Genomic DNA, 21,421 nt, shown 5'->3' on the forward strand with positions numbered 1-21,421 from the left:
GGGCGCTACTCTCCGAAGTTCCTGCCCGTCATCATGTTGTAGGCGGGGTCCTGCTTCGCATCAGGCTTCAGCTGCAACATCACCGGATTCTTGATGATCTCGCCGTTGCCCGAGAACACCTCTGTCACCGTTACCGAGTCACGGAGGATCTGCGTCACCTTGCCGCCCTGACGCCCCATCCGGGTGTTACGACGCACGATGTGCCCACGCCCTGCCGGGTCCTCGACCATCGCCATCGGACTGGCATCCCCAGTGACGACAGCCACGAGCTTCAGCTGGTCCAGATCGAAAGCGCAAAGTGGCTCGTTGCAAGCAGAGACCGGGTTCGGGTTCACCGGGCCAATGTCTTCGATGGGGCTCCGGAACGGGTCACGCTTTCCCACCGGATTGTACGTGTAGGTAGCCGCCGGAAGCTGCTGAGCCATGACCTCCGGCGTGACGGCCTTCACCGGCGCGGGTGCTGCGACCTTGGGCTTCGCGGCCGCGGGCGCCGGAGGGGGCGCCTCATCGCAGGCAGCAAGCGCCAAGGCGAGCATTGCGGTGGTCATGGTGGCCTTGAACGTCTTCATCCTCAATCCCCTTGTCGCCCTACTTCTTGGGCGGATCAAGTTTCTATTTCTTCGCCTTGACGTTCTTGGTCTTCGCGTCAGCTGCGGGAACGCTCTTCTGGTCCACGAACCGGAACGTCGTGGCCAGGAAGCTGCTCTGGAGGACGACCTTCTCGTTCTTGAGCGCAGCCGAATCGAGCTTGATGTTGTTGACGTTGACGATGCGGCGCATGTTCGCCATCTCCTGAAGGAAGAGGGCAATCTCGTGGTAGTTGCCGCTCACCGTCATCTTGATGGGGATGCGCGCGAAGAACTCCCCGCCCCCGACGGACTCCTTGTCAGGCGTCACGCTGGCGATTTCCAGGCCGCTCTTCTTCCCGATGTCGTTGATCTGCGCGAGCAACTCTTCGATGTCACGCTGCTCGGGCAACTCGGTCAGGGCCTCCGAGAGCTTCTGCTCGAGGACGTCCATCTCTCGCCGACGCTCATTGAGGTTCTGAGCGATCTCACTCTTGTCTGCCAGTTCCATGTCCAGCTTCCGGCGCTGGGCGATGGTGGCCTCGATGGCCTGTTCCGTCGGCTGGATGACCATGAAGAAGTTGGCGGCAGTGAGCATGACGACGGCGGCAGCCAACCCACCGAACTTGATGGCCGGTGGCGCCTTGACGAATTGATCCAGGTACTTGTCCATGGCGAGCGGCCTTCTTCAGATGGCGTAGTTGGACTTCAGTGTGATCTTGAAATCGACCAGCACAGGCATACCGGCCTGCGTCGCCTTGGTCTGCGTGGCGTTCTTCAAATCGATGTTCGTGAAGAATGGCGTGACCTGCGCATCCGGGAACTCTTCGATGGTCGCTTCCGCGGTCAGCAATTCCACTCGCGAGGTCTTGGTCTCTCGCCGCCGGTCCACCAGGCGGCCCATGCCCTTGGGCGTCCAAACAACGCTGTTGAGCCCCCGCATGAACTCCGCGACCTCATCGTGGCTCACCGCAGAACCGTCGATGGCCACTGCGTTGTTGCTTTCAGCGAAGGTCCTCACCCACACCTTCTTCGGCGTGGCGGACGCGAGCGCGTCCATCATGCGAACGGGGCCGTTGCGCCCCTTGCGCAGCGAATCCAGCACGGCCAACTTCTTCTCCACCTCGGCCTTGCGGGTGTTGATGTTCTTCACCTCGCCGATGATCTTCTCGAGCTCGGCGATCTTGGCCTTGGCCGCCGCGACGCTCTGCTGATGCGCCACGAGCTCACTCTCCCGGTTGTCGTACCAGAGATAGTTGGCAACCCCAGCACCAATCAGGACCACCGCGAAGAGGACCAGCACCTGCCGGCCCATCTCGCGCTTCTTCACCGCCCGGACGGGCAGCAGGTTGATGCGAATCATCATGTGCGTCGTCTCCAGTGGGTGGTCCGGTCAGGCCAGCTTGTCGCCCGGGCGCCGGAGCGCCAATCCCACGGCCACCGCGGCCATGGGCGCCACGTCCATGATGAACGCGGGGTCGAACTTCCGGTTGTCCACTTCAATCTTGCGGAAGGGGTTGAGGATCTCCACCGGCACGCCCGTACGAGCTTCGATGGTCTTGAACAGCGCGGGAATCTTCGCCGTGCCGCCCGACAGGTAGACCTTGCTGAAGTTCGAGTCGGCGGCAGTGCCCGCGTAGAAGTCGAGCGAGCGCTGGATTTCACCCGCGACCTGTTCCGCCACGCTGGAGAGCACCCGCTCCACGTCCTGGGGCACGACGGCGTCCGCGTCCGCGCCGTTGCCACCAATCTTCAGCGCCTCGGCTTCCTCGTAGGAGACGTTCAGCTGCTTCTGGATCTCCTCGGTGAACTGATTGCCACCGATGGTGACGTCGCGCGTGAACACCGTCGCGCCGTTGGAGATGATGTTGATGTTCACCACCGAGGCGCCCGCGTTGATGAGCACCACCGTCTCGCGGTCCGGCACGTCGTAGTTGACGGAGAACATGTTCTGGACGGCGAAGGCGTCCACGTCCACCACCACCGGAGCCAGGCCCGCCTCGGAGACCACCGTGGTGTAGTCGTTGATCATGTCCTTCTTGGCGGCCACCAGCAGCACGTCCATCTGGCCCGTGGCGTCGTTGCCGCCGCCATCCAGGATCTGCGTATCGATGTTCACGTCCTTCACATCGAACGGGATGTACTGCTCCGCCTCCCACTGGATGCTCTCCTCGAGCTCGTCCTGGGACATGCGGGGCATCTGAATCTTCTTGATGATGACCGAGTGGCCGGACACGCCGATGGCCACGTCCTTGCCCTTCACCTTCAGCTCGGACATCAGGTCCTGTACGGCCTGGACGATGGCCGTGGAGTTCATCAGCGCGCCGTCGACGATGGCCTCTGGCGGCAGTGGCTTCATCCCGAAGCTCTGCAGCGCGTAGATGACCTCGCCACGCTTGCGCTGCTCCTTGAGGAGAATCATCTTGATGGACGTCGATCCGATATCCAGGCCGAGTACCAGTTTGCCCTTCGCCATGCGTGACTCCGTCGAGAGGCAGCCAGCGTAGCACTGGCCGTCAACCCCTCCTAAAAAGTGCCTGGAACCCGCCTGCCCTCCGGACGAACGGGAGCCTCGCACCACCTACAGCGCCGGGCCCCTCAACACCGTCGCGGAGGCCCGATTTTCCGGCCTCCGGCGCGTTCCGTCAAATGTCGGCAGGTGGGCCCAGGTCCCAGACCGACCCCGCAGCTCACCCACGCTCCGCTTCCGCGTCTGGATCGATGCCGTACTCCTTGATTTTGTAGAGGAGTGCCCGGTGACTGATGTCCAGCAACTCAGCGGCCCGCGTGCGGTTGCCCTTTGTCTTCCGCAGGGCGGCCCGGATGTAGGTCTCCTCCAGCTCCCGGATGGCGCGTTTGAGCGACAGGTCGCCATCACCCTGTAGCACCTGCTCCCCTTGAGGCATCGCCCCCTGGGACCCAGGTGGGGGCGTGGCCCACAGCCTTTCGGGCAGGTTCGCCGGGAGGATGAGCGGCTCGTCCGCCAGCAATACGGCACGCTCCATGGCGTTTTCCAGTTCGCGAACGTTTCCCGGCCACGCGTACGACTGCAGAAGCGCTTCGGCCTCTGCGGTGAGCCCCGCAACGGGAGGCTCGCGGTTCAACTCGCGGTTGAAGCGGGAGATGAAGGCCCGGGCCAGCAGTGGAACGTCCTCACGGCGCTCCCTCAGAGGTGGGACGCGAAGGTTCACCACGTTGAGGCGGTAGTACAGGTCCTCGCGGAACTCCCCCTTCCCCACCAGGCGGGACAGGTCGCGCAGTGTTGCAGCCACCACTCTCACGTTCACCTTCTCGACGCGGTTCTCCCCTACCGGACGGATTTCCCCCTCTTGGAGAACGCGCAGCAGCTTCACCTGGGCAGCCAAAGGGAGCTCTCCTACTTCATCCAGGAAGAGGGTGCCCCCATCCGCCTCCGCGAAGAGGCCTCGCTTGGCGGTGCGCGCGTCCGTGAAGGCGCCCTTCGCGTGACCGAACAGCTCGCTCTCGATGAGCCCGGAAGGAATGGCGCCACAGTTGACCGCCACGAACGACATGGGTGCGCGGGGACTGCGCACGTGGAGCTCCCTCGCGATGAGTTCCTTGCCCGTGCCGCTCTCACCACTGATGAGGACGGTGGTGTCCACCGGTGCGAGCCGCGCCACCTGACGCAACAGTGCGTGCAGCGCGGGGCTCTCTCCGAGAATGTGCCCGTCGGGTGTTGAAGGCAGGTTGGCCCGCTTCAGCCGCCGGTTCTCGCGGACCAGCCGCTCCCGCTCCTCTGCCTTTCGGAGAACGAAGACGATTTCGTCCGGCTTGAAGGGTTTCTGGACGTAGTCGAATGCGCCGGCGGCGACGGCCTGGAGTGCCTGTTCCTGGGAGCCATAGGCGCTCATCACCACCGCGGTGATCGCCGGGTGTTCCACCAACGCTTCACGCAGGACCGAGAGTCCGTCCTTCTTCGGCATGCGCACGTCACACAGGAGCACGTCGTAGTCACGAGCGGCGAGCTCCTTCAGCGCGTCCTCCCCATCGGCCACCGCGCGCACCTCATAGCCGTGGCCGGTAAGCACCAACGTAAGGATGTGCCGGATGGAAGGCTCATCATCGGCGACGAGAATGGTGCGGAACAGGGGCATGGCCGTCTACGCGTATCATCCCCCACCCGAGAAGGGGCCGATAGCTCCTGACCGGCACGGCCACTCCTTTTCCTCAGGGTACGGGCAAGCACACGGTGAAGCGGGCTCCACCGCCCGGGACGTTCTCCGCTTCGAGCCGCCCGCCCATAACTTGCGCCAGCCTCTGCGACACCGCCAGTCCCAGTCCCGTTCCTTCGCGCCCCTTGGTCGTGAAGAAGGGCTCGAACAGGCGTGGCATCACGTCCTCGGGGATGCCTGTGCCAGAATCCTCCACGAGCAACCGGACCTCGCCAGCCGCGCTCCGCGTGGAAACCCGTACGCGCCCCTGCCCCCCCATGGCCTGGGCAGCGTTGAGCAGCAGGTTGATGACGATCTGCGAGAGCGGCCCGGGATCCGCCCTGGCGAGCAACCCGGGCTCCAACGCCAGTTCCACGGTCACCCCCGTCAACTCCGGTGCGGCGCGTACCAGGCGCACGCAGGTCTCCACCACTGCGGCAGTATCCACCGGGCCCAGCGCGGCCGTGCCGGGGCGCCCCAGGTCCAACAAGCCCCGGATGATGCGGTCGATGCGCTGCACCTCGTGGTCGATGCGCTCGAGGAAGTCCTTCAGCTCGGGCGTATCCGCCTTGGCCCGGGCCAAGGACACGTAACCGAGGATTCCTGCCAGGGGGTTGCCCACCTCGTGCGCGACGCCGGCCGCCAAGCGTCCGACTGTCGCCAACCGCTCCGAGGCCACCAACTCCGTCTGAGTACGAGCCAACTGAGCGTTGGACTCACGAAGTGACGCCATCTGTGCGCGCGTGAGCGCCTGCTCCTCACGGAGTGCCTCCGCCATCCGATTCAGCGCGCGTTGGATGCGGGATACCAGCGTACCGCCCTGAGTCGGAACCAGGTGCGGCTCCCACTCCAAGCGTCCGAATTGCTCGACCGCTGCCTCCGTGCGGCGCAGGGGGCGTCCCACCATCAGGTCCAACACCACGTAGGTGAGGACCGTCAACGCAGCCAGGTCCAGCCCCAACACCCAGGGAAGGATGCTTCGCACCCGCGACAGGGCCTCGTCCTCCGTGCTCCCTTCGGGCACCCAGCGACGGAGCGCGTCCAGCAGACGGAGGAGCACTGGCTGCACGGACAACCAGGTGAGCCCCGACGACAGGGAGCCCAACAGGAACGCGACGCTGGCAATCCGCCACTTCATCGCATCCCCACTCCCGTCATGGCAGGCCGCCCAGCATCATGGCGATGTCCGCGGGCAGGACACGTGACAGCCAGGGCCCCAGCAGCAGGAGCTCCAGCCCCGCGAGGGCCAGCCATGGCCCGAAGGGAATGCTGGTGCGCTCGGGAACCCATTCTTCCTCTTCTCCCGCCTCGTCCAAAGGGGCGTCGGGGATGGGCTGAACCAGGATGCACAAGGGGACCAGCAAAAATCGCTTCCAGAGCGGGAGACCTGGCTGCATGAACTCCCAGGTCATCGTGAGCGGGGGAAGCTCCCCCTCGGGCTCCTCCTGGGCGCCCTCAGCACGAGGCCCCGCCCGCCCCGTCAGCAGCAGCATCAGGATGCCCACCACGGCCCCTTGCATGGAGGCGAACAAGAGGACCCCCAGCAGCGCGCGCCACGTCAGGAACGCCCCCAGCATGGCAACGAGGTACTTGTCCCCCGCGCCCAGGGCTTCCCGCTGGAACACCCTCCACCCCACGTACTCCATCAGCCGGAACGAAAGAAAACCCACTGCTGCGCCAATCAGCGCGTCACGGAAGGCCTCCATCCCCAGTGGGAGCGAGAGGACGAGCCCCGCCAGCATGCCCGACACCGTCATGGACAGCGGCAGTATCCAGTGGTCCAGGTCGATGAAGGCGAGCGGCACCAGCAGCGACACGAGTACCAACGCCGGAACCAACTCGTACGTCCAGCCAAAGCGGCGCAGGCAAGCGAAGTAGAGAAGCCCTGTCAGCAGCTCCACCATCGGGTAGCGCACGGAGATGGGCGCGGCACAGCCGCGACAACGCGCCCGCAGTGCCAGCCAGGACAGCAGCGGGATGTTCTCGTACCAGGCCAGGACGTGCCCGCACCTGGGGCAGCGCGAACGCGGGCGAACGATGCTCTGGTCCAGCGGAACCCGGGCGATGACGACGTTGAGGAAGCTGCCCACGCACAAGCCGAGCACGAACAGGAACACGGCGAACAGGGGCCCCAAGTATCCCGGCAGGGAGGAATGCGTCACAGGGGACGCATCCTACCCGAGCTTCAGCGGAAGTCGCGCCGCTCGAACACAATCGCCGCGAGCACGCAGAACAGCGCTCCCCATCCCAAAGCGTAGAGGGTGGCCGTCCCCAACTCAGCCGCCGTCACCTCGATGGCATAGGTGGCGCGCGGCCGGAAGTTCAGCCGCTCCAGGTTGGGCAGCGCGTAGTAGGTGCCTTTGCTGATCCACTGCACGAACTCGGCCTTCGACTTCACCCCGAGGTTGTAGATGTCCGAGCAGAGATGGCCGGCGAAGTACAACCCCGTTGTCACCAGGGCGGAGACGAGCTGGCTGGCGAAGGTCGACATCAGGAAACCAGCGCTGGTGAGGACGAAGAGCTCCAGATAGAGCCCCCAGAGAGCAGCCATCTGAGGCTGGGTGATGGGTGAGCGGTGCAGGACGAGTTCGACCCAGAACAGCAGTGTCATGGCCAGCAGCAGCACACCCAAGGTGAGCATGTTGCCCGCAAGCCGGGCTAGCAGGAACCGGGTCCGAGACAGCGGCTTGGACACCATCAAGAAGATGGTCCGCCGCTCGATTTCACGGCTGATGAGCCCTGACGACAGATAGATGGCGAGGAAGACCAGGAGCAGGCTCATCACCCCGAGGCCAAAATCAGTCACCACTCTGTCAAAGGTACTGACGGTGACCTCGGTGATGAGCGTGGTCGCGAAGAGCAGCAGGAGCGCAAAGGCCGCAACCAGCACCGTTACCCGGTTGCGACGTGCCTCGCGAAATCCGTTCCACGCCATGGCGGCGAAAGCACCCATCACTGAATCTCCCCGCCCACCGTCTGCCCACCGGCTTGCTTCATCGCGTCCAGGAAGAGGTCCTCCAAGGAGAACCGCGCGGGCTGCACCCGGCTGACGCGACCGCCCTTGCTGATGACGGATTGAAGCAGGCCGTGCGAATCGGAATCCGGGACTCTCAGCAGGACACGGCTGTCCAGTTGCTGCGCCTGCTCATACGCGAAGCCCAGCGACTGAAGCTGCTCCAGCGGAAGCCCGTGCACCACCATCTCCACGGAGGGTGCTTTCGCGGACACCAACTCCTGCACACTCCCTTCCTGGACACGCCGTCCGCCCACCAGCACCACCACGCGGTCACAGAGCGACTCCACGTCGGAGATGATGTGCGTACAGAATAGAATGGTCGTTCCCTTCTGGCGCTCGGCCAGGATGAGGTCACGCATCTGCCTGCGCCCCAGCGGATCCAAACCAGACGTAGGCTCGTCCAACACCAGCAGGCGAGGCCCGCTGATGAGCGCCTGAGCCAGCGCCGTACGCTGGACCATGCCCTTGGAGTAGCGGCGAATCTGCAGGTTGGACGCCCGGCCCATGCCTACTTCACCGAGCACTCGCTCCACGCGCTGGTCCAGGTCATGGCCGCTCAGTCCAAAGATGCGTCCGGCCAATGTTACGAACTCCCGCCCGGTCAGGTACTCGTAGAGCGAGGGGTTTTCGGGTAGGAATCCCACCTGACGCCGCACATGCGGTCGGTCCGGTGGCTCACCAAACAGTAGTGCCTGCCCCTGGGACGCCCGCACCAAGCCCATGAGGATCTTGATAGTCGTGGACTTACCGGCGCCGTTGGGGCCCAGCAGTCCATAGACTTGGCCCGGCGCAATCTCCAGGTCCAATCCCTGAAGAGCCTTGACCTGATTGTTGAGGAAGAAGCCCACACGGTAGGTCTTGGACAATCCACGGATGGAAACAGGAAGACTCGAATCATGCGCAGCTGGGGCTGTCATGGCGCCTCCCCCATCTCATCAAGCTGAATCCCACCCGCCGCGAGGTCTTCCTTCAACTCATCCTTCTTCGCCTGGTCGTACATCTCCAACCTGTAGAGCCCCGACGTAGAGCGTGCGCGGCCTCGCCTGTCGATGAAGAACTGTCCCTCCAAAGGGTCCACGGGCATCTGCATCAAATAGCCCATCCTCACCAGGACAGAAACTGACTTGGGCCGCTCCCCGCGATTCTGCTGATACGCCTTGATGGCGTCATCAATTTGCGTGAGTACACGCTCACGCAGGAGTTCCTCGATGCGGTGTTCATAGAAGGCTCGCGACTCGGCGTCCTCAGCGCTGTCGCGTAGCATCTCCGCCATGTGCAGGCCCGCGTCAAAACTCCCGGCCTGCGCATACAGGCGAGTCGCGAGCTGCGGCAGATATCGCGGTGTATCCGGGAACTTCGATAACTTCATGAGGAGGTCAGCGGCCGCCTTGTAGTCCCCATCGTAGGTCATCTTGTTATAGGCCAGTTGGAACAGGAAACGGCGGTCGTCCGGGAACTGGGTCAGTCCCTTGCTCAGCAGCCGGGACGACAGGTCCGTGTTCACCCACTGCTCGCGTCCCAGGTTGAAGGGCGTGGTAACGGCCCCCCATTCATAGACATACCTGAACTTGGGATCGAGGTCTGTCGCCAGGTCAGCGTAGAAGTACACGTCCCTGTACTCGGTATCCGTATTCGCACGGCCGACCTGCTGGATGGCTTGGAGCCAGTAGAAGTCCGCCAGGAGCGGCTTCTGACCTGCCCCAACAACCTCCAGCAACTCCCTGCGGGGAAGAATGGGGCCGTCCTTGGTGCGCAGAGGTTTCGCTGGCTTGTCAGCCAGCAGCGCGATGAGGCAAGCAGCGAGACACAGCACGACGATCCGCATTTTCATCCTGGGTTGCAAAATTGCGAAGGGCCACCCTCCTCGACAGGAAGGCGGCCCCCCAAGAACAGTGGCATGGCCACCGCTCATCCCTGCTCAGCTTCGATCAAGTACCGTCGGTGCCGTCGCAAGCGACGTCGTTGCGGGTGTTGTACGGGCTCCCCGATGCGACGTTGCCGGACTCAGAGCAAGGCCCCACGTTGCCAGTGCCCTCGAAGCCGGCGATCACCCAGTCATCGTAGGACTCCTCGTTGTCCGCATTGCCGCGAGCGCCCGCGAAGAAGTTGCAGTTGGGGCAATCATCCACGGCAGGAAGGACGCCGAAGGTCGCCGCCATGTCAGGCACGTCCGTAGTGAAGGTGGCAGTGACCGGGGTCGGATCATTAATAACGGAGCCCGTGCCGAACCGGAACGAGTCGTTCTCAATGCAGGAAATCGCACCACCGGCGGCGCCCAGCGTCGAGTTAGCACGAGTCTCGCACGCGCCACCGACCGACACGCGATAGCCGTAACGGTTGCCACGCTCCGGCGCGAAGCCAATCTCGTTCGCGAACTCAGAATAACGGTCCTTCTCAGAGAAGAAGGACTTCTGAGCCGTATACAGCGCCTTGAGGTTCGTCTTCGCCTCGGACTGCTTCGAGCGGGCCTGGAACTTGATGAAGTTCGGGATGGCGATGGCGGCCAGGATGCCGATGATGGCGACCACGATCATGAGCTCGATGAGCGTGAAGCCACGGTTGCGGGGGTTGAATCGCGAGACGCGCATGGGGGTCCTCAGTGAAGGTTGCAACGGGGGGCACTGCGCCCGCAGATGGGCTTAGCACTACGCATGCCAACCCAGGTGCGCGCGCCAAGCCCCCCAATTCTCAAGGCTTGGAGCAATCGCCTCCGCGAGGGTCGGTCCAGGGCTGACAAAATTCGGCAGTGACGCTGACGATAACTGTCGATCAGCCTACGCATCCGAAGCGCTCCCGGGCTCCAAGTCATCCGTCAGCCCATGCTTGGCCAACCGGTAGCGGAATGAACGGAACGAAAGGCCCAGCAACTCCGCAGCACGGGTCTTCACGCCCCCGGCCTGCTTCATCGCCGCGACGAGATAGCGCCGCTCGCTGTCGTCGAGATGCCGCTCCAGGTTGAAGCCCGCCCCCAGCCCTGGCTCACTGCCCTCCACGGGACGCACGGCGGGGTCTGTATCACCCCGCACTGCGGGTGGAAGCGTGGAGGGCCCCAGGAGGTCTGAATCCGACAGGGTCGCAGCCCGCTCCACCATGTTCTGCAGCTGCCGCACGTTGCCTGGGAAGGGATAGCGCTCCAATAGCCCCAGTGTCTCGGGGGAGAAACGCAGACCGGGTCGCCCCAACTCCTCCGACAGTCTGGACAGGAAGTAGTTCGCCAGCAACGACACGTCGCCGGAACGCTCGCGCAGCGGCGGCAGCTCCAACGTGATGACGTTGAGCCGGTAGAAGAGGTCCTCACGAAAGCGTCCGGCCTTTACTTCGGCTTCGAGCCGCCGGTTCGTTGCCGCGATGACACGCGCCTGAAAGGGAATCTCCGCGGCGCTGCCGACCGGCTTCACCTTCCGCTCCTGGAGCACACGAAGCAGCTTCACCTGCGTCGCGAGCGGCATCTCCCCGACCTCGTCCAACATGACGGTGCCGTCGCCTGCGGCCACCAGGAGGCCAGAGCGGTCGGTAGTTGCACCAGTAAATGCCCCCTTCACATGACCGAAGAGCTCGCTCTCCAGCGTCCCCTCGTTCAACGCCGCGCAGTTGAAGGGCAGGAAGGGACGCGCGGCTCGATTACCTCGCATATGGATGGCCCGCGCCACCAGTTCCTTCCCCGTCCCGCTCTCCCCCGTCACCAGCACCGTGCTGCGGCCAGAGGCGACCTTCTCCACCAAGGCCCAGACCGCCTGCATGCGCTCGCTCTGTCCCACCGCGCCATCCAGGCCGGGAAACAGCCGAGCCCTGAGCCCACTGTTCTCCTGACGAAGCGTCCGCTTCTCCAGCGCCTTCTGCACCAGGAGCCGCAACTCCTCGTTGTCGAAGGGCTTGCAGATGTAGTCGTACGCGCCTTCCCGCATCGCCTCGACCGCGGCCGCGGGCGTGCCATAGGCGGTGATGAGCACCACCTCGGGAGAAGCCGGCCGGGCCCGAGCCGCCCGCAGGACGTCGAGGCCACTGCCGGTGCCCAGCTTCAAGTCGGAGATGACCAGGTCCACCCCGTCCAGGGCCAGCACATCACATGCGGCCTTCACACCGGCCACGCTCGTCACCGAGTACCCCTCCCGCTGAAGCAATAGTTCGAGGTACTCACGCATGGACAGCTCGTCATCGACCACCAGGATGTGGCCGCGCGACCCCAGGTCCCCTCCCTGTGCGGATGTCACAGCGGCAACCCCACCACGAACTCGGTGCCCTCATCTCGGTTCGAGCGCACCCGGATGGAGCCGCCGTGAGCCCGGATGATGGAGTGCGCGGTGGACAACCCCAGCCCCGTGCCGCCATCGCGTGTGGTGAAGAACGGCTCGAACAAGTGCCCCATCATCTCCTCCGTGATGCTCCCCCCCGAGTCCCAGATGCGGATTCTCGCCTCATTCTCGCTCCGAGTCAGCGCGACCTTCACCTCACCGCGCGGGCCTGCGGCCAGGAACCCGTTGCGCACGAGGTTGATGAGCACCTGCCGCAGCTGATCCGGGTCAACCGAGACCGGGAGGGGCTCGGGCGCGGTGACTTCGACCCGCACGTCACGTGCCAGTGGGTCCACCCGGAGCATGTCCATGGTTTCCGTCACGAGCGAGGCAAGCGGAACCCTCCGCAAGCTGGGCACCGGGGGACGAGCAAAGCGCAGGAAATCCTCGACGAGCCGTGCCAGACGATCCGACTCGCGCATCAAGATGTTGGTGAGCTTCTGGGCCACGTCATCCCGTGCATCCTGGGCCAGCAACTGCGCCGAGCCGCGCATGGACGCCAGCGGGTTGCGCAGTTCGTGCGCCAGTTGCGCAGAGAGTGCGCCCAGGCTGGCGAGCCGATCGGCCCTCTTCAGGTCATCCTCCATCCGGCGGAGCTGGGTGAGGTCCTGGAAGACCATGAGCAAGGCCCCGGGCTCACCCTCCAGTGGCGTTACCGACAGCCCCAGGATGCGCCGTTTCGCGCCCTTTCCCACCACCAATTCACTGCGAGGAGATCGAGGCGCCAGGACCGAAACGCCAGGAAGAAGCGCTTCGACTTCGACGCCAGCGACCTGAGTGGGGTCGACCTGGAGGATTCCGCAACCGGCGGGATTGACATACGTCACGCGGCGCTGCGCATCACACGTCGCCAGCCCCGAGGGCATGGAGGAGAGAATCTGCTGTTGAAGCCGCCCCAACCGCTGGAGGTCCGCCTCGCGAGCCGACAGGGCGCCACCTGTCGCGGAGAGCTGACGTGAGAGATAGCCCGACAGTACAGCGATGAGGCCCAGGGCCAGGGAGTTGCTGCCCAGGACGAAGAGCACCCGCGTGGGCGGCATCAGCCCACCAGACTCGCCGTCCAGGAGTCGTGAGCCCATGACCAAGGCCCCGAAACACAGGGCAGACGCAGCAGCAGCCCAGAGCGCGCCTCGGCGGTCCAGGACGACCGACGCGCCGATGACGGCCAGGCTGTAGAGAAACGTCAGGGGCGAGTCCGAGCCACCGCTGAGGTACACGAGGCCGGTGGCGATGACGACGTCGCCCACGACCTGCACCCAGGCGTCCCCGAGCCCCCCCTGCCCCTTGCGCAGCCGCAGCCCCACCACCACCGTCGACACGTATGCGATGATGATGACCGCGAGCGACAGGGTGTCCGCGTGATTCAGCCCCTGGGAAGGATGAAGGAGAAGCCGCGCCAGGGTGATGACGAGCGAGAGGCTCGCGGCGACCGTGCGGAACAACACCAACCACACGAGCCGCGAACGAAAAGCGCCCCTCTCTGACGGGCGCGCTCCCACCGCTGCTGACCTACTGGATGGCGCCGGCAAGCGAGAAGATCGGCAGATACATGCCGATGAGGAAGCCACCGACCACGCCGCCGAGGAACACCATGAGGACCGGCTCAATCATCGCCGTGAGGCTGTTGATGGCCGCGTCCACTTCGTCATCGTAGAAGTCGGCGATCTTGTTGAGCATGGTGTCCATGGCACCCGTCGCCTCACCCACGCCGATCATCTGCACCACCATCGACGGGAACACCTTCGTCTCGGCCAGGGGGCCCGCGATGTTCTTGCCCTCGGCGATCTTCCCGCGGACGTAGATGATGGCGTCTTCCACCGTGCGGTTACCGGCCGTCTTCGCGGTGACGTCCAGCGCGTCCAGGATGGGCACGCCCGAGGAGATCATGGTGCCCAGCGTGCGGGTGAACCGGGCTACGGCCACCTTGCGGAGCACGGGGCCGAAGACGGGCATGAAGAGGAACACCTTGTCCCAGAACTTCCGGCCACGCGGCTGGCGGTAGCTCCACGTGAAGGACATCACCACCGCGGCAATCGAGCCAACGGCATGGAAGAAGTACTCTTGCGCTATGTGCGAGAAGTTCACGATCATCTGCGTCGGCCCCGGCAGCTCCGAGCCGAAGTCCGCGAACATCTTCTCGAAGACGGGCGTCACCTTCAGCAGCAGCACCGCCGTCACGCCGATGGCCACCAGGATGACGATGACCGGGTAGGTCATCGCGCTCTTGACCTTGGACTTGAGCTTCTCGTTCTTTTCCCGGTACGCCGCGAGCCGGTTGAGGATGGCGTCGAGGATACCGCCCACCTCACCTGCCGCGCAGAGCTGGACGTAGAGTTCGTCGAAGACCTTGGGGTGCTCCTTCAGCGCATCCGCGAAGGTGCTACCCTGCTCCACCTTACCCTTGATGGCGAACAACACCTTCTTGAAGGAAGGGTTGTCCATCTGGCTGGCCAGGATGTCGAGGCACTGCACCAGCGGAAGGCCGGCGTCGATCATCGTGGCGAACTGACGGGTGAAGACGAGGATGTCCTTGCCTTCGACGCCGCCCAGGCCGGGGATGGAGATGTCCCCGTCCAGCAGGCCCTTCCTGCGCACCTTGACGGGGTTCAGTCCGAGGGACTTGAGGCGCGCGTTGACGGCCTCGACGTCCATCGCCTCCATCTCACCCTTTTTCGACTCCCCGCTCTTGGTCTTCGCCTCCCAGAGGAACTGGGCGGTGACCTTCTTGGGAGTTGATGCCGACTTCACTGCTGGGGCTGCCATGAGCTGGACCTCCGCGGGTGCCGCGCCACTCTAACCGCTGAATTCCGAATCCCGGAACTAACGACCACCCGCTCCCCCGCCTGGTCGCTGCATCCCGGGCAGGGTCCCGCCGCCCGTGGCCAGGATGTTGCGCAGTTCATCAGGATCAGTAGAGCGCCCGAAGGCCTCGTCCTGGGTGATGAGCCGCCGCAGCAGCAGCGCCGCCAGGGCCTGGTTGAAGGTCTGCATGCCGAACTTCGCCTGGCCGACCTGCATGGACGAGTAGATCTGGTGGACCTTGTCCTCTCGAATGAGGTTCCGGATTGCGGGGTTGGGCACCATCACCTCCAGCGCCAGGATACGACCGGGGCCGCCCGCCTTCGCCACCAGCGCCTGGCTCATCACGCCTTCCAGCACAAAGGACATCTGCGCGCGGACCTGCGGCTGCTGGTACGGCGGGAACACGTCCAGCACGCGGTTGATGGTCTGCACCGCGCTATTGGTGTGTAGCGTCGCGTAGCAGATGTGACCCGTCTCAGCGATGGTGAGCGCCGCTTCGATGGTCTCCAGGTCGCGGAGCTCACCGACGAGCACGATGTCCGGGTCCTGTCGGAGGATGTACTTGAGGGCCGTCTTGAAGTTCCGCGTGTCCGCGCCCACCTCGCGCTGATTCACGAGGCAGTTCTTGTGCGGGTGCAGATACTCGATGGGGTCCTCGATGGTCATGATGTGCTCATGACGCTCGGTGTTGATCTTGTCGATCATCGAGGCCAGTGTGGTGGACTTGCCCGAGCCCGTAGGGCCCGTCACCAGGATGAGCCCGCGCGACTTCTTCACCAGCTCCGCCACCACCGGCGGCAGCCCCAGCTCCTGGAACGTCAAAATCTTGAAGGGAATGGTCCGGAACGCCGCGGCGACCGCGCCACGCTGCATGAAGATGTTGGCGCGGAAGCGCGACAGGCCCTTCACGCCGAAGGACAGGTCCAGCTCGTTGTCCTCCTCGAACTTGTGCTTCTGGGCGTCCGTGAGGATGGAGTAGCAGAGCTGCTTCGTCTCCACCGGAGTCAGCGGCGCCGTCTTCAAGGGAACGAGCTCGCCGTCGACGCGAAGCTGCGGCGGAGAGCCGGTGGTGACGTGGAGGTCGGAAGCGCCCTTCTCGACCATCGCCTTGAGGAGCTGGTGCAGGTTGGCCACGGGGGGATGTCCTTCGGGGGGAGTGCGGTGGGGGAGGTTGACTAGAAGCGGTCCGGGGCGGTGTTTCCCACCACCTCTTCCAACGTGGTGGCGCCGTCCATCATCTTGCGAAGACCGCTCATGCGCAGGCTGCTCATGCCCAGGCGGATGGCCTCCTGCTTCAGCTCCGCGGCGGAGGCGCCGTTGATGACCAGTTCCTTAAGGCCGTCCCAGAAGGGCATGACCTCGTAGATGGCCACGCGGCCGCGGTAGCCACGGTCGTTGCAGTCGCGGCAGCCGACCTTCTCGTACATCGTGAAGGTGCCAATCTTGTCCGGCGGAACACCAGCGTCGATGAGCGCCTGCTCGTCCACGTTCTCCGCCGGCTTCTTGCAGGCCGGGCACAGACGGCGCGCCAGACGCTGGGCGAGGATGAGGTTCAGCGAGGCCGTCACGAGGAACGGCTCGATGCCCATGTTGAGCAGACGGCTCACCGTGCCCGGGGCGTCGTTGGTGTGCAGCGTGGAGAGCACCAGGTGGCCCGTGAGCGCCGCCTTCACGCCGATTTCCGCCGTCTCGAAGTCGCGGATCTCACCAATCATGATGATGTCCGGATCCTGGCGGAGGAAGGAGCGCAGCGCCGCGGCGAAGTTCAGGCCGATGTCGTCATGCATCTGCACCTGATTGATGCCGGCGAAGTTGAACTCGACCGGGTCCTCCGCGGTGCAGATGTTGGTGTCCAGGCCGTTGAGGCTGGAGAGCGCCGAGTACAGCGTCGTCGTCTTGCCCGAGCCCGTGGGGCCCGTCACCAGCACCATGCCGTAGGGCCGGTCGATGGCCTCCTTGAACCAGGCCAGCGGCTGCGCGTCGAAGCCCAGCTTCGTCATGTCGAGCTGGAGGTTGCTCTTGTCGAGCAGACGCATCACGACCTTCTCGCCGAAGAGCGTGGGACACACGCTCACGCGGAAGTCCATCTCCTTGCCGCCGCCCATCTTGATCTTGATGCGGCCGTCCTGCGGCAGGCGCCGCTCGGAGATGTCCAGCGAGGCCATGATCTTCAAACGCGAGGTGATCGCGTTGCGCAGCTTCATCGGCGGGCGCATCACCTCGTACATCACACCGTCGATGCGGAAGCGGACGCGGAAGTCCTTCTCGTAGGGCTCGACGTGGATATCGGACGCGCGCTTCTTGATGGCGTCCATGAGGATGAGGTTCACCAGCTTGACCACGGGCGCGTCGTCCGCGGCCTTGGCCATCTCATCGATGTTCTCCGTCTCTTCCTTGGTGACCTCGATGTCGTCACCGACGTCGCCGACGATGTCCTCCAGCGACGGGCCCTTCTCCGCGTAGTAGCGCTCGATGGCCTCGCGGATGGAGACCTCGGAGGCGACCACCGTCTCGATGTTGTAGCCGGTGAGGAACTTCAGGTCGTCCACCGCGAAGATGTTGGACGGGTCGCACATGGCCACGATGAGCGACGGGCCCGCGCGGTTGACGGGCACCACCAGGTGCTTCTCCGCCACTTCCTTCGGCACCAGCTTGATGATGTCCGGCTCGACGTCGAAGTCCTTCAGGTTGATGGCCGGCACGCCATATTGCTTGGAGAGGAAGTCGGTCAGCTTCGACTCCTCGATGGCGCCCGTCTTGACGAGCGCGGTGCCGATGCGCGTGCCGTTCTTCTGCTGCTCTTCCTGGGCCTTGCGCAGCTGCTGCACGGAGATGAGGTTCTCGCGAACCAGCAGTTCACCGAGTCGACCGGACATTCGTTGATGCCTCTTCCTTGAAGAAGAAAGAAGCGGGCGGGGGCCCGCCTCCGAGCTCAAAGACGCTGGAGCGGTGCCCGGGTGTTCCACACCCCATGGCACGGTTCCTGATTGCGAATTAGAGGGGAGCCGCGCGCGCGCGTCAAGGCGCCCTCGCCTGCTCCCCTGCTGTCACAAACCGTTGAACGGACACGGGAAAATTGCTCAGCTCTCCTCGCGCGCAATCACGGCGCGCGCGGCCTCCACGTCACGCTTGATCTGCCCCGTCAGCTCCACCACCGAACCGAAACGCTGCTCGGGGCGCAGGCGGTCGAGGAACTGCACGCGCAGCTCCTTGCCGTACAGGTCACCGGTGAAGTCGAGCAGGTGCGCTTCGATCGTCACCTCCGTGCCGCCAAAGGTAGGCTTCACACCGATGTTCGCCGCACCGCCATGCCAGGTGCCCTTTGACTCGCCCGGCAGGTGGACGCGGATGGCATAGACACCCGGTGCGGGGCGCAGCTCGTTCTGCGTGTCCACGTTCGCGGTGGGAAAGCCGATGCCCCGCCCCCGCCCCGCGCCCGTCACCACCGTGCCGTCCAGGTCGAAGGGACGGCCCAGCAGCCGCCGCGCCGCGGACACGCGCCCCTCCAGGATGTACTCGCGAACGCGCGATGACGACGCCACCACGCCATCCACCGTGACGGGCGGAACCACGTGCACCGTGGCTCCACGCCGGGCCGCGGCCTCGCGCAGCGTCTCCGCGGTGCCACGCCGGGCCGAGCCGTAGGTGAAGTCGCTGCCCACCACGACGTGCGCGACGCCGAGCGCGTCGAAGAGCGCCGCCTCGAAGTCCGCGGGCGGCGTGCGCGCGTATTCGCGCGAGAAGGGTTGCACCACCGCGGCGTCCAGCCCGAGCTCCTCGAACAGCTCCAGCTTGCGCGGCAGCAGGGTGATGAGCTTCGGCGCCAGCTCCGGCTGGAGCACCTTGCCTGGATGAGGATTGAAGGTGAAGGCGGCGGCCCGCCCGTGGCGGCGCGCCTCCGCGAAGAGGGCCTGATGGCCCACGTGCACACCGTCGAAGTTGCCCAGCGCGAGTGCCTGTCCGGCCAGCGCCCGGCCCGCGTCCGCCACCGCAGGGAAGACCTTCATGGGCTCCCGTATACTCCAGGCCTCGCGTTTTTCCCTGGCCAAACCCGTCGTCGCCGTGGTTGGTGGCGCCCGCCCATGTCCCGTCCTCGCCTGCTCCCCGAGCCCGTCGGCCTCAAGTTCGTCACCCAGGAGACCCCGCCGGACTGGGACGCCGAATTCGGCTTCAGCGGACCGCTCGAGCTGGAAATCGGCTCCGGCGCGGGCGGCCACGCCCTGGAGTACTGCCGCCGCCACCCCGAGGTGCGCTTCGTCGCCTTCGAGTGGCGCAAGAAGTACGCGCGCGACACCCAGGACCGCGCGGACAAGGCGGGCCTGCGCAACCTGCGCGTCATCGAATCCGATGCCCGCTTCATCGTGCCCCGCATCTTCGCGCCCGATTCGCTCGCCGCCATCCACCTCCAGTTCCCCGACCCCTGGTGGAAGCGCTCCCACGCCAAGCGCGCCGTGATTCAGCCCGCCTTCGCCGAGCTGCTGTACGGCAAGCTCGCACCGGGTGGACTCTTCGACATGCGCACCGACGTCCAGGACCGCGGCGTGACGATGCTCGCCATCCTGGAATCCGCTGGTTTCAAGAACCCCCTGGGTTCAGGTGTTTTCCATCCCTATGACCCGGAGGAAGTGCCCTCCACGCGTGAGCGCCGCTACCTGGCCAGCGGGGAGCCCGTGTATCGGGCGCGGCTACTGAAGCCTGCCTGACGTCGCGCCACGGGCGCGCGCCGAGCCTCTTGCATCCCCGGTGCGGGCAGTGAGAATTGCGGGCAACCCCGCACCGCACGCGGGACGATTGCACCGGGGGCGAGACATTCATGGCGGATGGCGAACGGAAGAGGACGTTGGAGGTCGCCCGCCGTGCCCCCCCCGCAGGGGAACTCAGTGGCCGCACGGTGCTCCTCGTGGACGATGACCCGGTGCATATCCGGCACGTGCGCGACGGACTGGCCCCTCACGGTTACGTCTTCGCCGAGGCCCATGACGGCGCCCAGGCGCTGTCCGCCATCCGGGAGTCCCGCCCCGACCTCATCCTCATGGACGTGGAGATGCCGGGACTGGGTGGCGTGGAGGTGTGCCGCATCATCAAGGCGAACGCGGGCGAGGACGGCTTCGGCTTCATCCCCGTGATTCTCATGACGGCCCGGCAGGCCGCGGGAAAGGTGGAGGGACTGGAGCTGGGGGCGGATGACTATCTGGTGAAGCCCTTCGACATGCTCGAGCTGTCAGCCCGCGTGAAGTCCATGCTGCGGCTGAAGGCGTTGCAGGACGCGCTGGTGGAGAAGAACCGGGAGCTGGACCGCGCCAACAAGGAGCTGGCGGCGCGGCGCGAAGAGCTGCTGGCGCTCACCCGCACGGATGCACTCACCGGCCTGTCGAACCGGCGCGCCTTTGAAGAGCGGCTGAACGACGAGTTCGCCCGCTCGCGGCGTTATGGAGCGCCCCTGTCCCTGGTGATGCTGGACATCGACCACTTCAAGCGCATCAACGACAGCTTCGGGCACCCCTTCGGGGACCACGTGCTGAAGGCCGTGGCCCAGACGGCGCGGGCGCGGCTGCGGGAAGTGGACCTGCTGGCGCGTTACGGCGGCGAGGAGTTCATCGCCCTGCTCCCGGAGACAGGCCCCGCGGACGCGCTCCGGGTCTGCGAGCGGGTGCGCGACGCCATCGCCGCCCTGGAGCTGGAGCATGTGGGCGGGAGTGGCAAGCCGCAGTGCGTGCGGCTGACCGCGTCATTGGGCGTGGCCACGGTGCCGTCGAGCGACCTCCCGAGCGCGGAGGCGCTGCTGCGGGCTGCCGACGCCAGCCTCTATGCGGCCAAGGGAGCAGGCCGCAATCGCGTCCATCAGCACGCCGCGTGACATGTCCGAACCTCGGGCTTTCCCCCGGCGGCGCTTTGACCTAAACCCCTGTCCCCATGCGTCTCTCCGCGACGATGCCCTGGCTGGTAGCGCTGGTCCTGCTGCTCGGCCTGGGTGGCTGCAACCGGCCGCGCTTCGGCACCCCGCAGGACGCCTACACGTCCTTCCACCGGCTGGTGAAGCGAGGGGAGCTGCAGCAGGCGTGGGGCGCGCTGTCCAAGCCCACCCAGGACGCGCTGGCGCAGCGTGCACAGGTGGTGGGAGAGGCCTCCGGGGGTGAAGAAAAACCGGAGCCCATGGCCCTCTTCTTCGCGAATGTCCCTCCGCCTCCGGATGTTACGGAGGTCTCGCTGGTCCGGGAGGAGGGAGACGTCGCGACAGTGCTCGTGCGCGCGGGAGAAAGCTCCCACGAGGTCCGGATGGTCCGTGAGCCGTCCGGGTGGAAGGTCGACCTTTCAGCATCCCTCCAGCCGTGAAGCCGGGCATGCCCGGAAAACTCGCATCAGGTAACGTACGACTGTGAACGACAGGAAGACACGGCGGGTGATTCCCGCGGTCGAAGTCATCCGGCGCCCGGCAACGACGCCCGGCACTGCCGCTCCGGCGCCTACGCCGCGCCCCACGCCTACCCCGCGCCCCACGGGCGTGGCGCCCACGCCCCGGCCCACTGCTGGCTCGGCGCCCCTGCCGACGCCTCGCCCCGTGCCCACGGGTAC

The 21,421-nt window shown here is 65.3% G+C and carries 20 protein-coding genes; 3 read left to right on the plus strand and 17 right to left on the minus strand.

The annotated features are described in order from the left end of the window. Positions 1-5: 5 nt before the first annotated feature. The 17 genes from F8M74_RS24190 to F8M74_RS24270 all read right to left on the minus strand — a co-directional run bounded on the left by F8M74_RS24190 (position 6) and on the right by F8M74_RS24270 (position 18,855). The gene (locus F8M74_RS24190) at positions 6-569 is read right to left on the minus strand and encodes a pilus assembly protein PilP (protein WP_171410208.1); all 564 of its coding nucleotides are present in this window, start codon (positions 567-569) and stop codon (positions 6-8) included. Positions 570-612: 43 nt separating this feature from the next. Next, positions 613-1,239: a type 4a pilus biogenesis protein PilO gene (locus F8M74_RS24195; protein WP_141254837.1), complete on the minus strand. Its 627-nt coding sequence runs from the start codon at positions 1,237-1,239 to the stop codon at positions 613-615. Positions 1,240-1,254: 15 nt separating this feature from the next. Further along, positions 1,255-1,932: a PilN domain-containing protein gene (locus F8M74_RS24200; protein WP_141254836.1), complete on the minus strand. Its 678-nt coding sequence runs from the start codon at positions 1,930-1,932 to the stop codon at positions 1,255-1,257. Between the two features lie 27 nt (positions 1,933-1,959). After that, a complete protein-coding gene (gene pilM, locus F8M74_RS24205) occupies positions 1,960-3,042 on the minus strand; it encodes a type IV pilus assembly protein PilM (protein ID WP_090490332.1) in 1,083 nt (360 codons plus the stop codon). A 214-nt stretch (positions 3,043-3,256) separates the two neighbouring features. Further along, the gene (locus F8M74_RS24210; RefSeq protein WP_141254834.1) at positions 3,257-4,681 is read right to left on the minus strand and encodes a sigma-54 dependent transcriptional regulator; all 1,425 of its coding nucleotides are present in this window, start codon (positions 4,679-4,681) and stop codon (positions 3,257-3,259) included. Positions 4,682-4,754: 73 nt separating this feature from the next. Next, positions 4,755-5,876 carry a sensor histidine kinase gene (locus F8M74_RS24215; protein ID WP_141254833.1) on the minus strand — a complete coding sequence of 374 codons (1,122 nt, stop codon included), beginning with the start codon at positions 5,874-5,876 and terminating at the stop codon, positions 4,755-4,757. 16 nt (positions 5,877-5,892) lie between these two features. Continuing rightward, a complete protein-coding gene (locus F8M74_RS24220) occupies positions 5,893-6,900 on the minus strand; it encodes an A24 family peptidase (protein WP_141254832.1) in 1,008 nt (335 codons plus the stop codon). A gap of 23 nt (positions 6,901-6,923) precedes the next feature. Next, positions 6,924-7,691, minus strand: coding sequence for an ABC transporter permease (locus F8M74_RS24225; protein WP_141254831.1), 768 nt, complete (start codon positions 7,689-7,691; stop codon positions 6,924-6,926). Beyond that, positions 7,691-8,671, minus strand: a complete 981-nt coding sequence (locus tag F8M74_RS24230) for an ABC transporter ATP-binding protein (RefSeq protein ID WP_141254830.1) — start codon at positions 8,669-8,671, stop codon at positions 7,691-7,693. Before F8M74_RS24230 ends, F8M74_RS24225 begins: the two co-directional genes overlap by 1 nt. Continuing rightward, positions 8,668-9,579, minus strand: coding sequence for an ABC transporter (locus F8M74_RS24235; protein WP_228560258.1), 912 nt, complete (start codon positions 9,577-9,579; stop codon positions 8,668-8,670). Before F8M74_RS24235 ends, F8M74_RS24230 begins: the two co-directional genes overlap by 4 nt. Positions 9,580-9,682: 103 nt before the next feature. Next, the gene (locus tag F8M74_RS24240; RefSeq protein WP_141254828.1) at positions 9,683-10,342 is read right to left on the minus strand and encodes a prepilin-type N-terminal cleavage/methylation domain-containing protein; all 660 of its coding nucleotides are present in this window, start codon (positions 10,340-10,342) and stop codon (positions 9,683-9,685) included. 186 nt (positions 10,343-10,528) lie between these two features. After that, on the minus strand, positions 10,529-11,965 hold the full coding sequence (locus tag F8M74_RS24245; protein ID WP_141254827.1) for a sigma-54 dependent transcriptional regulator: 1,437 nt from the start codon (positions 11,963-11,965) through the stop codon (positions 10,529-10,531). Further along, a complete protein-coding gene (locus F8M74_RS24250; protein ID WP_141616932.1) occupies positions 11,962-13,494 on the minus strand; it encodes a nitrogen regulation protein NR(II) in 1,533 nt (510 codons plus the stop codon). Before F8M74_RS24250 ends, F8M74_RS24245 begins: the two co-directional genes overlap by 4 nt. A gap of 61 nt (positions 13,495-13,555) precedes the next feature. After that, positions 13,556-14,809 carry a type II secretion system F family protein gene (locus F8M74_RS24255; RefSeq protein WP_141259134.1) on the minus strand — a complete coding sequence of 418 codons (1,254 nt, stop codon included), beginning with the start codon at positions 14,807-14,809 and terminating at the stop codon, positions 13,556-13,558. A gap of 57 nt (positions 14,810-14,866) precedes the next feature. Then, positions 14,867-15,982: a type IV pilus twitching motility protein PilT gene (locus F8M74_RS24260; RefSeq protein ID WP_141259135.1), complete on the minus strand. Its 1,116-nt coding sequence runs from the start codon at positions 15,980-15,982 to the stop codon at positions 14,867-14,869. Between the two features lie 41 nt (positions 15,983-16,023). Beyond that, positions 16,024-17,724, minus strand: coding sequence for a type IV-A pilus assembly ATPase PilB (pilB, locus tag F8M74_RS24265; protein ID WP_011555739.1), 1,701 nt, complete (start codon positions 17,722-17,724; stop codon positions 16,024-16,026). 204 nt (positions 17,725-17,928) lie between these two features. Further along, positions 17,929-18,855: a bifunctional riboflavin kinase/FAD synthetase gene (locus F8M74_RS24270; RefSeq protein WP_141259047.1), complete on the minus strand. Its 927-nt coding sequence runs from the start codon at positions 18,853-18,855 to the stop codon at positions 17,929-17,931. 75 nt (positions 18,856-18,930) lie between these two features. On the opposite strand from F8M74_RS24270, the gene F8M74_RS24275 reads away from it, so the two are divergent. From F8M74_RS24275 to F8M74_RS24285, 3 genes are all read left to right on the plus strand, one after another. Further along, complete coding sequence (locus F8M74_RS24275; protein ID WP_140866025.1) at positions 18,931-19,551, plus strand: tRNA (guanosine(46)-N(7))-methyltransferase TrmB; 621 nt, start codon at positions 18,931-18,933, stop codon at positions 19,549-19,551. 110 nt (positions 19,552-19,661) lie between these two features. Beyond that, the gene (locus tag F8M74_RS24280; RefSeq protein ID WP_141259046.1) at positions 19,662-20,705 is read left to right on the plus strand and encodes a diguanylate cyclase; all 1,044 of its coding nucleotides are present in this window, start codon (positions 19,662-19,664) and stop codon (positions 20,703-20,705) included. A 56-nt stretch (positions 20,706-20,761) separates the two neighbouring features. After that, positions 20,762-21,181, plus strand: coding sequence for a hypothetical protein (locus F8M74_RS24285; protein ID WP_140794798.1), 420 nt, complete (start codon positions 20,762-20,764; stop codon positions 21,179-21,181). Positions 21,182-21,421 lie beyond the last annotated feature (240 nt).

This window comes from Myxococcus sp. CA023 (assembly GCF_010998615.1).
Lineage (GTDB): Bacteria > Myxococcota > Myxococcia > Myxococcales > Myxococcaceae > Myxococcus.